Origin of the sequence: Geobacillus sp. GHH01, assembly GCF_000336445.1 — a bacterium.
GTDB classification, from domain to species: domain Bacteria; phylum Bacillota; class Bacilli; order Bacillales; family Anoxybacillaceae; genus Geobacillus; species Geobacillus zalihae.
Genome location: NC_020210.1, coordinates 609,697 through 623,736, shown reverse-complemented (window position 1 = coordinate 623,736; position 14,040 = coordinate 609,697). Strand labels below are relative to the sequence as shown.

Sequence of the window (14,040 nt, the reverse complement as noted above, 5' to 3'; positions counted from 1 at the left end):
GAGCATGCCCACATGCCGGCTTTTGTCGGAGTCGTCAAACTGAACAGCATCGGAAGCAGCGGCGTGTTCCATATTGGCGATGTGTTTGCGATTTCCCCGCAAAGCGTGACGAAAACGTTCGCTGGCGCCGGTTCGTTTAACACCGGCGACGGGCTTCATATCTATAACTATTACAGCAATACCAATACGAATGACGCCGATGTCGCCGATGAAAATGTCGTCGGAAACGTTTGAAGGAGGAGAAGGAGGGTGCACGTTTACATCAGCCAAAGCATCTGCATCCACCAGTTGCGGATCGGCTCGGTCACCAATTCATCTGTTTTGCAAATCGGCAGCGCCGGAAGCATTCAAGCGCTCTCAACGCTTGCCAACACCGGCGGATTCACCGGTTCGGCCCCACAGGCGACCGTGCCGCCCGGTGCATCCGCTCCTCTCGTTCCTCTCCATTCAGCCACCCGCTAAATTCAGCGAAAAAAAGTGATGAGAGCGAAAGGCCGTCCATATATTGAAGTAAGAGGGCTCTTTGGAGAGGATGATGGTGCACAATGAGCATTTACGAGTATTTCGTCAAGCTGCACCGCTATTTATTATGGCAAACAAAAAAAATACGGGATCTGGAACGCCGGCTCCACGCACTCGAAGCCCGGCTTCGGGAAATGGAGGCTCAGCCGCGCACATCGATCGAACGAATTGAATATAAATTTGACCAGCTCAAAGTGGAAACGCTCGAAGGAACGCTAAACATCGGGATCGCTCCGCCCGGAGCCGGCGGTACAATTGAAGACTTTGCCGTCGAACCGGTCAAAACCGTAATTCCAAAGCCGGAACCGGTGCTGTTGCGCCCGATTCAAGAAAAAGTGGCCGCCTATCTCAACGGGGAAGCGTCGGAAACGTTAAAACGCCTTGAGCAGCAATACGGCCGCCGCCTCGACGATACGTACCGCCAGTTCATTTTGCAAGACATCGCCCGGCAAACAGACGAACGCATCCGCTTCTATTTGCAAGAGAAAGCCAACCATGGCTACGTTCCGTCCGGCGACCGCGATGAAGCAGTCGAAAATGAAATTTTTCAAAAAGTGAAAGCCGATATCGAACAATCGCTCGATGCGTTTTTGAAACATTTGCCTTCAAAGGAGGGATAGACGTGAATTATACAGTGATCAATCGTCATCTGCATGTTGGCGACATCCGCCTCGTGGCCGTCGCCAGTGCCTCGCTGTTTTTAATCGGCGACGCCGATGCGATTCACTTGTCATCAGCGTTTGACACACCGCCTGAATCACTTATCATCGGCCCGTTCGTCCCGCTTGTGCCGGCCCGAGGGGATACGCCGTGAAACGAACGTCAGTAGTGCAGGCATTTCATGCGGAAACGCTGATCATTGGCTCCGTACTGCAAATCGGCGACTCAGAGCGAATTTCCGCCCGCACGCGCGCCTTTGCCGTTCAGCGGCAATATGAACTGTTTTTTGGCCCAGAAGGAGAACAAATATTCCCTGTTTTTGCGAAGCCGATCCCGCGCTGGATTTCTCCACCGCCGGCAGCCGCACGCCAAACGCTCCATGAGTCCCCGGTCATTTCCGTTCAGTCTGTGCGCGTGCTCGCCATTTCTTCGTCCGCCATCGTCCATATCGGCTCGACCTCGACAGCGGAGGCAGAGGCAAGAATTAAACATATCCGCCAGCTGGCCGGCTCTGAGTCGAGCGCGCCAACAAGAGGGAGGGATTTATAATGCCTTCGTTTGTCGGCCCGATTAAAATCAACAACGTCAGCAGCGGAGCTGTCGTCCAAATGGGCGACTGTCTGTACATCGCGCCGAAAGTCGCCACGAAAACGCAAGCCGGATCCGGCGGGTTCAACACCGGCGATTTTGTGATGACGAACAACGCGATCAGCTTTACAAACGCGTTTGATCCAGATGTATCCGACCAAAACGTGGCCGCCAACAACTGAACGTTGCAGAAAACGAATCCCCTCACCTTTCACTTGCCAACATCAACCTTATCAGCCGAACGCTGCCGAAACCAAAAAGAGAAGGTGTCCCAAAAGGATCCGGACACCTTTGCTTATTTACCTCTATATCTAAAAAACCATACATTGTGCTTGATCGAAAGGAAACCAACCTTTTGCGACCGCCTCTCTCCATTATTCCCCAAAAGCCCGTTCAGCTCAACGGGCGAGCCATTCACATCATTTCCAGCCAGACGTGCGTGCCGCGTCCGGACGGTTCAGCCGGTTCGACGATGAGCCGTCGCGGCAGACGGTGGCGAATTTCTTGTACATGACTGATGACGCCGACCGCCAGCCGCTCGGTATGCAGCTTTTCCAAGGCGGAAATGACCGTCTCAAGCAGCTCAGCATCGAGGGTGCCAAACCCTTCGTCCAAGAAGAAAAAGCGGAGCGGATACTCGCCGCGCAGCTGAATTTGCGCCGATAACGCCAACGCCAACGACAGTGACGTCAAAAATGTCTCCCCACCCGAGAGCGTCGATACCGGCCGTCTGACGCCGCCATTGGCATCATCGCGGATCAGAAACCCGCCTTGCGAATCCAATTCGAGCGAATACCGGTGCCGTGTCAGCCGCTGCAGCCGTTCCGAAGCCATGGCGGTGACTTGCTCGAGCTGCTCTTCAGCCATAAATTCGACAAAGCTGTTGCCGCGAAGCAGCGCCTGCAGCTGTTTATACCGCTCGATGCGCCGGCTGAGCTCCGTCTGCTTCTCCTCCAGTTCAACAAAGCGGCTATGTTTTTTTCTCAACTCTTCCACCTTCGCTTGAGCCGCCCCAAGCTGCTGCGTCATCGCCTCCACTTGCCCCTTCAACTCGGCGTATACACGCTGCATCGTCTCCCATTGTTCAGCGCTCACCGTCGCCCCCCCGATGGCGGCGGCCAGCTGGGCGAGGCGATGTTCGGCTTGCCCGATTTGGCGCCAATAGCGGCGGATTGCCTCATCCCATTCATCTCGCTGCGCTTTTTCCGCCTTTGCTTGCTTGACTTGTTCGGCATCGGCAAACATGGTGTCCAAAAGCGCGCCGCGCCAGCGAGCGAGCGCCTCTTCTTCGCGGCGGACGCCTTCTTCCCACGCCTGCTTGGCTGCTTTTGTTTCGCTTTCAAGCATTTGATATTCCCGCTGGGCTCGCTGCCAGGCCTCATACGCCTGTTGCTCGCCGTTTTGCAGCTGGCGCCATTCGTCCTCCGCCTTCTGAAGCTGCACGGCCGCAGGACCTTCCCCCGCCTTCTCGCCCCGTTGCCGCTCATATTCGTTCCATTGCTGCTGTTTGGCACTAATCAGCGAGTCAAGACGCACCCGCTCCGTCTCAAGCCGGCTCCGCTCTTTGGCCGCTTCCTCTTTCGCCCGCTGTTTTTCCTCTAAAAACAGCACGCTGTCCTCCAGCCGTTTTTGCACGTCGCGCCGCACGTTTTCCAGTTCACACAGCTGTTCATACACCGCATCGATCGTCTCAAGCGAATGGAAAGGATACATCTGCCGCCATTGCTGTTCAAGTTGCCGCCGCTCTTCCTCCAGCCGCTGCTTTTCAACTTGCAGCGCTTCGATGTCCGCCGCTATCCATTGGCACGCTTTCTCCGCTTCGCGCCGCGCTGACTCGGCTTCATTCCATTGGGCAAGCACCCGGTAGGCCGCTTCTTTCAATTCAATGACATCTTGCGCAAGCGCCCGCACTTCCACAGTGAGGTCGACGACCTCCTCCACCGATCGGCTTTCGGCAAACACAGGCGGCGCTTCATGGCCTGCCGCCAGCTCGGCAAGCTGCTCGAGCTGCGCCTTGAACGAAATGATCATTTGCCAATCTTGTTCATACCGCTGCCGCTCTGCCTCAAGCTCGGACAGACGCTCAAGTTGGACATCGTGCGGTGCGGCGGCCGGATGCGGATGCTCGCGCGATCCGCACACTGGACACGGCTCGCCGGGACGGAGCCGCTCAGCCAAGGCGGAGGCGAGTTGCGCCGTCCGCGCTTCTTCGGCTCGCTGTCGCTCCGCCTCCATGGTTTTCTGCAACGTATACAATTGTTTTTCAGCGTCCTGCTGCCGCCAGCAGACGAAACGATACGTCCGCTCCACACGCCGGAACAGCTCTTGAAGCCGGGAGCCGACAGCGGCTGATCGGCGTTCCCGCTCCAACTTTTCCTCTTTCGCCCGACGCCAAACGGCCTCCTTTTGCTGAAGTTGGGCATCGACGCGAGCGATGGCTGACGCCGCTTGCTCAATATGCTGCTTCTGCCTGTACGCCCGCTCTGCCTCATCTTTTCCATCCAGCGCCTCTTCATGCTGTTTCAGTTCTTCTTTCAACTCCCGCTGCCGCTTCGCGCCGCGCTCATACCAGACCGACGCCTCTTCAAACCGGCGTGCAGCTGCCTTCTCCTGGGCAATGAGTCGCTTCCTCTCTTCACGAAGAGCTGCGAGCTCCTGTCCAAGCACTTCCATTTGCTGCTCAAGCTGCGCCGCCTGCCGCAGCCGTTCCATCTGGACGAGCAATTCCGGTTCGCGCTGCGCCTTTTCTTGGCGCGCCCGTTCATAACGCCGCGCCGCTTCTTCATAGCTCAATTGGGCTTCTTCTAACCGACGCGCCAGTCCTTCATACCGACGAAACGCCTCTGCCCGCAAGCGACATGCCTGCTCGCACTGCTCCCAATACGGCCAGATGCGCTCTGCTTGCTCGGCGCGCTCCTTTTTCGCCTCAAGCTCGCGGATGGCGGATTCATGTTGGCGCAGCGCGGCGAGCTCTTGTTCGACCGCTTCTTTTTCTTGCTGCCACGCCCATCGTTGTTTTGTTCGTTCCACATCTGCTTCGACTTCCTCAAGCTCTTTTTTTCGCTTGGCAAACAGCCCCGCGAGCTCCCGCACATCCGCCTCTGCCTGCTCGAGCGCTGCTTTTGAAGCATCGCCAAGCCCCGCTTTTTCCGCTTCGATTTTTTCCCATTCTTGCCGAGCGGCGGCAAGCCGGTCTTTCAACTTTTTATTCAACTGATCGCCATACCGCTCAAGATGGAAGAGGCGCTGCAGCATTTGCCGCCGCTCCGACCCTTTGAGCGATAAAAATTCGGCAAATTTTCCTTGCGGCAAGACGACCGCCCGGGTGAAATCCTCCATCGTCAAGCCGAGCAATTGCTCGATCGCCTTGTCCACCTCCGACAGTTTATCGGCGAGCACGACCGGCTCGGACCGATGCTCGATCAGGCGGCAAACGGCGCTGCGCGTCCGCCATTCGTCCACTTTTTTTAAGCTTCGTTCGACTGTATACCGTTTCGCTCCTGCCGCATTTTCCAGCTCAAACGTAAACGAGACAAACAACTCTTGCTCCGCGTGGTTGATGATCGCCTGCGTGCGGTTGGCCGCCCGCTCGACGCTGCCGAACAAGGCGAGCGTCATGGCGTCTAAAATCGTTGATTTGCCGCTTCCAGTCGGCCCGAAAATGCCGAACACACCGCCCTCACACAGTGCGGTGAAATCGATCGTCTGCTTTTCACGAAAGCTATGAAGCCCGGCGATCGTCAGCGAGATCGGCTTCATTCTCCCTCCCCTTCCTTCTCTTCTTCCGCCGCCAGCTCCAAAAAGAGGCGGACGAGCTCTTCATCCGGCGTTTGTCCCCCAGTCTGCCGTTCGTAAAAGCGGTGAAACATTTCTTCAAGTGAAAGCGGCTCGCGGCTCATTTCCATCATCTCTTCCACCCGATTGGGAAGCACCGGGCGAATGTGGACAAATCCGGGATGAAGCTTACGCAGCCGATCAATTTCTTCCATTGTCAACGACTCGGTCACATGAATCTCCAAATCGATCCAGCTTGATCGGTCTCTTCCTTCCTCACACCAGCGGTATACTTGAGCGAGCCCCTCTGTCGCCTTCCAACGGATGAGCGGTTTGCCGGCAACGAGCGGTATCTCCGCCACCTTGGCCGCCCCGCCTGGATGCACGTCAACGACCGTGACCGATTTGGCTTGACCGGCTTCGGAAAAGCTGTACGCCAACGGCGAGCCGGAATAGCGCGCCGCCGTCTTTGCCTGCTTGACATCCTGCGGCCGGTGCAGATGGCCAAGCGCCACATATTGCGCGGCTTTCGGCAAGCTCTCAGCCGCCACCGTATAAGCGCCGCCGACTTCAATCGGCCGCTCGGAATCGGACGTACGTCCGCCGGCAACGTAAAGATGGCTCATCGCGATATTGACGGTCTCCGCCGTGAACGAGGCGGCCATCGCCGCTAATAGGGCGCGGATGCGGTCATCGTACCGATCGCGCATCGTCGTCTCTTTACAGTCGGATGACAACAGCTCGGCGAGGCGCGATTCGGACGGATAGGCCAACGGAGCAAGCATCATCGTTTCGCCGCACGATGGAACGTCAATCCGGCAAACAGCCGCTTGCGGGCGGCCGAAAAGAAAAATGTTGTGCGCACACATCAACGTCCGGGCAGCGCTGATCCGGTCGGGGTGGTCGTGGTTGCCGCTGATGACTGCCACCGGGCGGCGTCCTTTGTCGGACAAGCGGGCGAGGCTTTCATAAAACAGTTGTTCCGCAGCCGCCGGCGGGTTGACGGAGTCGAATACGTCGCCGGCCACAAGGATGATGTCAATTTGTTCTTTCTTGACAATCTCCACAAGCTCATCAACAAATGCCTCTTGCTCGGCCATCCGACTCCTCCCCTCGAGCGTTCTCCCAAAATGCCAGTCCGCGGTATGCAAAATCCGCATTCTCTCTTTCCCCCCTTGCATCACTCAACAGCCACAACAAACCCGCCGTCAAACGAATACAAATAGCATTCCGCCACCGGCACACGCCAAATTTGCTCGATGGCCCGCCGGTACAAGCGCATTTGCGTCCCGTAGCGGCCGAGCAGAAAACGAGCCGCTTCTTCCTTTTGCCCAGCAAAACGGTGGACGACTTCATCCGTTTTATAGTCAATCATCACATAGCCGCATTCGTCGGCAAACACGCAGTCGATCACCCCTTGCACGAGGACGCGCCGGCCGCTTTCCGTCCCTTCGCCGCCGTACAGTTCAGCCGCTTTAAGCCCCAAGCTGAACGGCACTTCACGGTGCACTTCGCGGGCGGCGCAAAGGCGGCGGCCAAGATCTGCAGTGAAAAAGGCAGCGATGGCCGCTGGATCGACCGCCTCTGCTTGTTCTGCCGACAGCAGCTCTTTTTCGACAAGGCGGACGATCTGACTGCGGATCCACGATTCATCAAGCGGCGCTTGCAAATCGAGATGGCGCATGACGACATGGAGCGCCGTCCCTTTTTCGGCCGGCGTCAACGTTTTCTCCTGCATAAAACGCGGCCGGGAAAACACCGGAGCCGTCCCTTGGCGCGGCCGCCATTCGTCCGCTTGCTCGCCAAAGAGCGCGCGCTGTTCTTTAAGTTCTGACACCGATTGCTTGGCGCGCACGGCCGTTTCTTTCTCATACGAATACCGCCACAACAAGCGGCGTTTGACCTCCTTCTGCCACCCTCCTTCTACGGGAACGGGTCGGCCTTGTTCGAGGGCAAGAAGCACGCCGCCATCCATCTCCTCCCTCGCAGCCTCTGCGCCGCGCAAATCGGCGGCCGGCACGATGGCGACACGCCATACAGACGGGTGAGAGGCGACCTCTTCAGGCGCCTTCGTTCCCGCAAGCGCCCCCCCATCCCGATGACGGATGAGCGCCCGGCCGATCCAATCCAAGTAGGAGCGGGCCGAAGCCCGCACATCGTCGGGGAGAAGCCAGCCGCGTTCCGAAGCAGCGCTTTTCCATTTTTCAATCTCCTTGGCCGCATCGTTGACCGACGCCAACAAATACAGCTTCTCTTTTGCCCTTGTGAGCGCGACATACAAAATGCGCATCTCCTCAGCGAGCAGTTCAAGCCGCTTTTTCGTTTGGATGGAAAGCAGCGGCAGCGTCGGATAACTGATGCGCAGCCGCGGGTGGACAAAGCGGGCGGCAAAGCCCAGCTCTTTATCGAGCAAATATGGGTGGTGCAAATCACGTGTATGAAACGGACGAGCCAGCCCAGCGAGAAACACGATCGGAAATTCCAATCCTTTGCTGCTGTGAATCGTCATGATGCGCACAACGTCTTCCTGCTCGCCGAGCGGCCGGGCCGCCCCTAAATCGTCGCCGCGCTCTTGCAGCCGCTCGATGAAGCGAAGAAAGCGAAACAAGCCGCGAAACGACGTCGACTCGTACTGCCGCGCGCGGTCGTACAAAGCGCGCAAGTTCGCCTGCCGTTGCCTGCCACCCGGCAGTGCGCCGACAAAATCGTAAAATTGCGTATCGCGGTACAGCTGCCAAATGAGATCAGCTAATGAGCGGCGGCGCGCCATCGTACGCCAGCCCTCGAGCCGCTCTAAGAAAGCCGCCGCTTTCCTTTGGGCGTTGGCCTCCTCTTTTGTTTCCGCCGGCTTTTGCCGAAACGAACAGAGCGCTTCATAAAACGTGCCTTTTGGATCGGCGAGGCGAATCATGGCGAGCTCATTCTCGTCAAAACGAAAGAGCGGCGACCGGAGCACCGCGGCGAGCGGAATGTCTTGGTGCGGGTTGTCGATCACTTTTAACAGTGAGAGCATGATCGAAATTTCCGTCGCCTGAAAATAGCCGGATGACAAATCCGCGGCCGCCGGGATGCCTTGCGCCTGCAACTGCTCGATCATCTGCGGCGCATTCGTCATCGAGCGGACAAGGATGACGATGTCACGGTACATGGCGCGCCGCGGCTGCCCGCTCGAACGATCGTATACATAAAACGGAGCGGAAACGATCTCTTTGATTTTTTTCGCCATCAGCCGCGCCTCGAGCTCCGCCGCTTCCCATTCAGCCGCTTCCTCTTCGTCCTCTTCCGCCGCACGCTGCCGGTTGATGATCATGACTTCCGGCGCCGCATCCTCCCCTTCCGGGTAATCGGCACCGTATTTCAGCTGCGCCGCTTCGTCGTAAACCATTTCGCCGACGGTTTCCCCCATGAGTTGCGCAAACAGAAAATTCGTCCCGTCAAGCACTTCGCGGCGGCTGCGGAAGTTGCTCGCGAGGTCGATTTTCATCCCCCCTTCTTCCCCGTCGGCGGTGAATCGTTTGTATTTGTCCAAAAACAGCATCGGCTCGGCAAGGCGGAATCGGTAAATCGACTGTTTCACGTCGCCGACCATAAACAAATTGCCTGTTCGTTCGCTCCCTTTTTTCACCAGCTGCAAAATCGCTTCTTGAACGAGGTTCGTATCTTGATACTCGTCAACAAGCACTTCATCAAACTGCGCCTGGTATTCCAAGGCGGCGGAGGAAGGCTGCCATTCGCCCGTTTCCGGATCACGCCGCCGCAAAATATGCAAACAATAATGTTCCAAATCAGAAAAATCAACGATTCCTTTTTCCCGTTTCGCCGCTTGGAACATGACGGCAAAACGGCGGACAAGGTTAGCGATCGTTTCAACGATCGGCTTCATTTCCCGCATATGGCGGAGCCAAACGGATGGATCGAGCGAAAACACATTGTCGCGCAGCGCCTCCACTTTCTTTTTCGCCTGATCGCGCAACGATTTGGCTTCGTCGATCAGCCGCTCGTCATAGTCCTTGCCGCGGCAGGCCGGCAGCCGCCCAAACGACAGCGCCTTTAGCGCGCGATGCAGCTCGGCCCACGGTCCAGAAAGACGCGTTTCCAAATCAGCGATCATATCTCGATCTTCGCGCAGCCGCTCCGCGTACGGACGCGGTCCGCCCGGCTCTTCTGCAAGCTCAAGCGCCCTTCGGATCAGCCGTCTGGCCGCCGCCAGCTCCATCGCGGCATGTTGCGCGATATAGCGGGCTGCTGGCAGCGTCTTTATATCTGTTCGTTCATCGACATCATACATCGAGGTCAAACCGGCCAACCATTCATCTGGTTCCGGATGGGAGCGGGAAAATTCATAAAGGGCGACAATCATCTCCTGCAGCTCCGCATCGCTCCGGTCGCCCGTATAGGCATCCACGACAGCGAAAAACCGCTCGTTGTCCGGCTTTCCGTATTCCTCCTCAAGCAGCTCTTCAAGGACATCCTCTTTCAACAGCTCGATTTCCGTTTCATCCGCGATGCGAAACGACGGATCCAAATCAAGCAAATAGTAATATTTGCGAATGACATCCAAGCAAAAGGAATGGAGCGTCGAGATCGCGGCGCGGGGAAGCAGGCTGAGCTGGCGCCGCAAATGGAGCGAATGCGGACGCTTGGCCAATTCCCGCTCGAGCGCCTCACCGATTCTTGCTTTCATCTCCGCGGCTGCCGCATTGGTAAAGGTAACGACAAGCAGCCGGTCGATATCGACCGCTCCTTCTTCCGCCGTCACTTTTTGAATGATCCGCTCGACAAGAACGGCCGTTTTCCCGGATCCGGCCGCCGCGGCGACAAGAATGTCTCGGCCGCCCGCGGCGATCGCCTTCCATTGTTCATCCGTCCATCGGCTCCCAGCCGGCTTCGGGCGAATCGTGGCGTTCATTTATCCTTCCTTCCCTTCCGCTAGTTTTTCGATGACCGCTTCCTTCGTTTGCGGGGCAAGCTTCCGGTATTCGTTGCCGGAGAGTGCCTCATCAAATTGGCAGACCGGTTTGAAGACGCAAAACTCGCACGCTGTTTTATCTTTCAACTTGTACGGGGCGATCGACACGACGCCGTCGGCGATTTGCCCGCCGATGTCGATGAACAAACGGCGGACATGCTGGCGGAGCGCGGCAAAGTCGGATGGACTCGCCACCGACGAACGCGAATGGATCGATCCGCTTTTCGTAAGCTGAGCGGGCACAATCAGCGACCATTGTCCGTCTTCCGTTCGGTTGTCCATCAACCGGATCGCCTCGACGTCAGCGAGCAACAGTCCGCGCATCCGAAACGGTTCAAGCAACTTTTTCGCCATTTCCACCTCATCATCCACCCATTGCTTCGCTTGAACGATCGGATTGTGGATGTGAAAATAAAGCACCCCGGCTGGCAAGGCCGGCTGGCCGACGAGCTGTTCGGCATATGTCAGCACGATGTCCAGGTAGGTGAACATTTGCAGCGCCAGGCCGTAATATACTTCCGTCAAATCGAGCGTTTTCGCGCTCGATTTGTAATCGATAATGCGCAGAAGCACTCCTTGGCTGCTTTCCGCCTTATCGACGCGGTCGATCCGCCCAACAAGCTCCATCACTGTTCCGTCGGGCAGCCGAAACCGAAGCGGCGGCAGGTCGCCATTGGGGCCGAATGACAGCTCAAGTCCGATCGGAACGAAACCGCTCGCCCGCGCATGCTCACTTAAGACATGGGTTGTACGGGCAACGACGTGTTTCAATTTTCGTTTCATATATTCATAGCGATGAGAGCTTGAGAGCACTTGCTGCTGGATGAGCGGGGCGATTCGCTCGACCGCTTCGGCCGACAGCCGTTCACAGTCTGGTCTTGACAGTTCGCGCCAATCAAGATGCTGTTCGCGCAGCCGGTCGGCGATTTGCTTGATGGCGGCATGGAACAATTGCCCAACATCCGGCGCCTCAAGTCGGAAAACGTTGCGCTCTTTCAACCGCAGCCCATGCGATGCGAAATGGGCGTACGGGCATTTTTGAAACTGCTCCATGCGCGAGACGCTCGCCTGAATTTTTTTGCCGTACAGCCGCTGGCTCCACTGTTTTTTGAGCGGCGTCGCTCCGTTTGTATAAAAGAGCGCGGAGACGGCATGCCGCACCTGCTCCTTCCAGTCCCGATGGCCGATGAACGTGTTATACACATCCCACCAAAGCGGATCGATGCCGTAGTTGCGCTTCCATGCTCGGAGCTGGCTGATCAAATACGTTTGCGTCGCCCGCGGCGCGGTCACGAACGCCTCTGCTTTTTCTGCCGGGGCGTCGAACGGGTCGTTGCCGCACAGATGCACCGGCGCATGCGGAAACAGTTCCGTAAGCTGCTTGATGAGCGGCGACGGCATCAACGCTTTCCCTTCTCCATCAGCAAGCGGATATGTAACATACAGCCGCCGGCTCGGACAAACAAGTGCCAAGTAGACAAAAAACGGGTCATAAAACAGCTGCTCCCGTCCCCCTGGGGCGAGCGCCACCCCCAACTCACGCAGCTGCTCGCGCTCCACTTCCGCCATCAGCCCGTCTTCCTTCACTTTCGCTGGAATCACGCCATCGTTGGCGCCGATGACGAACGCATACTTGATGTCAATTAAACGAGAGCGATCAAGCTGAGCGACGATCACCTGGTCCATCGCCGGCGGCACAAGGGAGAACTCCAACCGATCGAGCCCAGCCTCGATAATCTTGACAAACTCAGCGAGCGGCAGTGATTCTGTCCCGAGCATTTCTACATATTGGTCAAGCAAATCGACGACGGCGTTCCACGCCTGTTCATGCTGGCGCGCTTCAACGAGGCGGCCGTCCGCTTCCGCTTGCGCGCTCATTTTCTCTAGTTTTTTTGGAATCTGCAATTCTTCCAAAAACAGATATAATGCCATACAAAACCCGCGTCCGTCCTCCGCCCGGCGCAGACGGCGCTCCAACCGGCGAAGCGGAGCGGCCAACGCCTCGCGCCATTCATTGAGCATGTCCTCAAACTGCCGCTCTTCATCCGTTTGTGGTACGTTCAAACCGTCAAGCGCCTGATAGCGCCGATACGCCCAGCGCTCATTGTTTGTCCACTTATCCCCTTTGATTCCGTAAGCAAGCACATAGTTTTCGAGCTTGTCGGCCGCCTCGCGCCACATGTGCAGATCGCCGTCCGTTGGAAAAAGCAAATCCGTTTTCACCGCCCGAAACACCGCTTCATATCGCCAACGCGTCACGACCGTCTCTAAGGCAGCGCGCACGAGTTCAATGAGCGGGTGGTGGTGCATCGGTTCTTTTTCATCCATAAAATACGGGATCCCAAAATCAAAAAACACCGTTTTTACCAGATCGCGGTACGCCTCCGTCTGGCGGATGATCAGCGCAATGTCGCGATAGCGCGCCCCTTCATCGCGGACAAGGCGGATGATTTCGCGTGCGACCGCTTCGATTTCCGCTCGGCGATTGGACGCCTCATAAAGATGGACGGCATCGGTCTTTGCACCATATGGAAGCAACGGGCGTCGGTGAAATTGCGCCTCAAGATGAACGAGCGCCCTGTCTTCATGGCGTCGGTTGGCCGAAAGCACGATCGGCTCTTCGATCGCAATGTCATTGCTTAGCGCCAACTCCCTCAGCTGGCGGTACGTTTGCGCCGGCAAATAAAAGAGATGAAGTTCGTCCGGCATTCCGTCGTCATACGGGCGGTCGATCGTCAAACAAACGGTGACGCGCCGGCAATGGCGAAGAAGCTGTTCGATGATCATATATTCTTGCGGCGCGAAATGATGAAAGCCGTCGATGTAAATATCGGCATCCCGCAAATAACTTGAGCGCGGAATATGCTCAGCGAGCAAGCGCAAATAATCTTCCGAATCAAGATAGTGGCCGGAAAGACTTTTCTCAAGTTCCTCATACACAAGCGCGACATCGCTCAACTTGTCAGCGAGCAAGCGGCGGCCCGGTTGATCAGGCCCATCCTCGAACGCCTCAGCATGTCGGCGGAGTTCGCCCGGCGTCAGGCAATACCGTTTGCATTCGGTGATCATTTCGTTCAGCTGCTCGATAAACCCATGTTTGTCCGCCGCGCGGCCAAACAGTTTCAGCTCTTGTTTGCGTTGCTCAATAATTTTGCGGATCATCATCTGCACGCCAACATCATGAATGTGGTACCGGGTCATGCCGCCTGTTTCCTGCAGCACGCGCCAAGCGAGACGGGTGAAGCTGAACACTTGGGCGCGAATCATCCCGTCCACTCCCTCGGTATGTATCAACGCGTATTCGCATTGAAATGTCATTTGCTCCGGAACGAGATAGACGATCGCCCTTCCTTTTGGATCCTCTTGCAACTGGCGGCGAATTTCTTCGAGGCAGACAGCCGTTTTCCCACTTCCTGACCGTCCGAGCAAAAACCGCAGCGACATTGTATCCACCACCATTCGTTTCCTTTATTTGTTTTATTTTAGCACGTATGTTCGCTTTTGGGAAGAAAAAAACGCCCTTCCGG

10 protein-coding genes are annotated in these 14,040 nt (G+C 56.9%); 6 read left to right on the top strand and 4 right to left on the bottom strand.

Features of this window, described 5'->3' with window-relative positions; all coding sequences use genetic code 11:
• Positions 1-12 precede the first annotated feature (12 nt).
• The 6 genes from GHH_RS03200 (at position 13) to GHH_RS03180 (ending at position 1,952) form a co-directional block, all read left to right on the top strand.
• On the top strand, positions 13-234 hold the full coding sequence (locus GHH_RS03200) for a spore germination protein (RefSeq protein ID WP_011230193.1): 222 nt from the start codon (positions 13-15) through the stop codon (positions 232-234).
• Between the two features lie 15 nt (positions 235-249).
• Positions 250-462: a spore germination protein GerPB gene (locus tag GHH_RS17855; protein WP_011230192.1), complete on the top strand. Its 213-nt coding sequence runs from the start codon at positions 250-252 to the stop codon at positions 460-462.
• A gap of 83 nt (positions 463-545) precedes the next feature.
• Complete coding sequence (locus GHH_RS03195) at positions 546-1,142, top strand: spore germination protein GerPC (protein WP_015374057.1); 597 nt, start codon at positions 546-548, stop codon at positions 1,140-1,142.
• A 2-nt stretch (positions 1,143-1,144) separates the two neighbouring features.
• Entirely contained in the window at positions 1,145-1,336 is a 192-nt protein-coding gene (locus GHH_RS03190) for a hypothetical protein (protein WP_013146202.1), read from the top strand.
• A complete protein-coding gene (locus GHH_RS03185; protein ID WP_015374056.1) occupies positions 1,333-1,731 on the top strand; it encodes a spore germination protein GerPE in 399 nt (132 codons plus the stop codon). The genes GHH_RS03190 and GHH_RS03185 overlap by 4 nt, the downstream gene beginning before the upstream one ends.
• Complete coding sequence (locus GHH_RS03180) at positions 1,731-1,952, top strand: spore germination protein (protein WP_011230188.1); 222 nt, start codon at positions 1,731-1,733, stop codon at positions 1,950-1,952. Before GHH_RS03185 ends, GHH_RS03180 begins: the two co-directional genes overlap by 1 nt.
• A 232-nt stretch (positions 1,953-2,184) precedes the next feature.
• Here GHH_RS03180 and GHH_RS03175 read toward each other — a convergent pair whose 3' ends face one another.
• From GHH_RS03175 to addB, 4 genes are read right to left on the bottom strand one after another with little or no spacing between them, the layout of a single operon-like run.
• The gene (locus GHH_RS03175; RefSeq protein WP_015374055.1) at positions 2,185-5,529 is read right to left on the bottom strand and encodes an AAA family ATPase; all 3,345 of its coding nucleotides are present in this window, start codon (positions 5,527-5,529) and stop codon (positions 2,185-2,187) included.
• Positions 5,526-6,704 carry an exonuclease SbcCD subunit D gene (locus tag GHH_RS03170; protein WP_011230186.1) on the bottom strand — a complete coding sequence of 393 codons (1,179 nt, stop codon included), beginning with the start codon at positions 6,702-6,704 and terminating at the stop codon, positions 5,526-5,528. Before GHH_RS03170 ends, GHH_RS03175 begins: the two co-directional genes overlap by 4 nt.
• 20 nt (positions 6,705-6,724) lie before the next feature.
• Positions 6,725-10,453, bottom strand: a complete 3,729-nt coding sequence (addA, locus tag GHH_RS03165) for a helicase-exonuclease AddAB subunit AddA (RefSeq protein WP_015374054.1) — start codon at positions 10,451-10,453, stop codon at positions 6,725-6,727.
• Complete coding sequence (gene addB / locus GHH_RS03160; protein ID WP_278247960.1) at positions 10,454-13,957, bottom strand: helicase-exonuclease AddAB subunit AddB; 3,504 nt, start codon at positions 13,955-13,957, stop codon at positions 10,454-10,456.
• Positions 13,958-14,040: the final 83 nt, after the last annotated feature.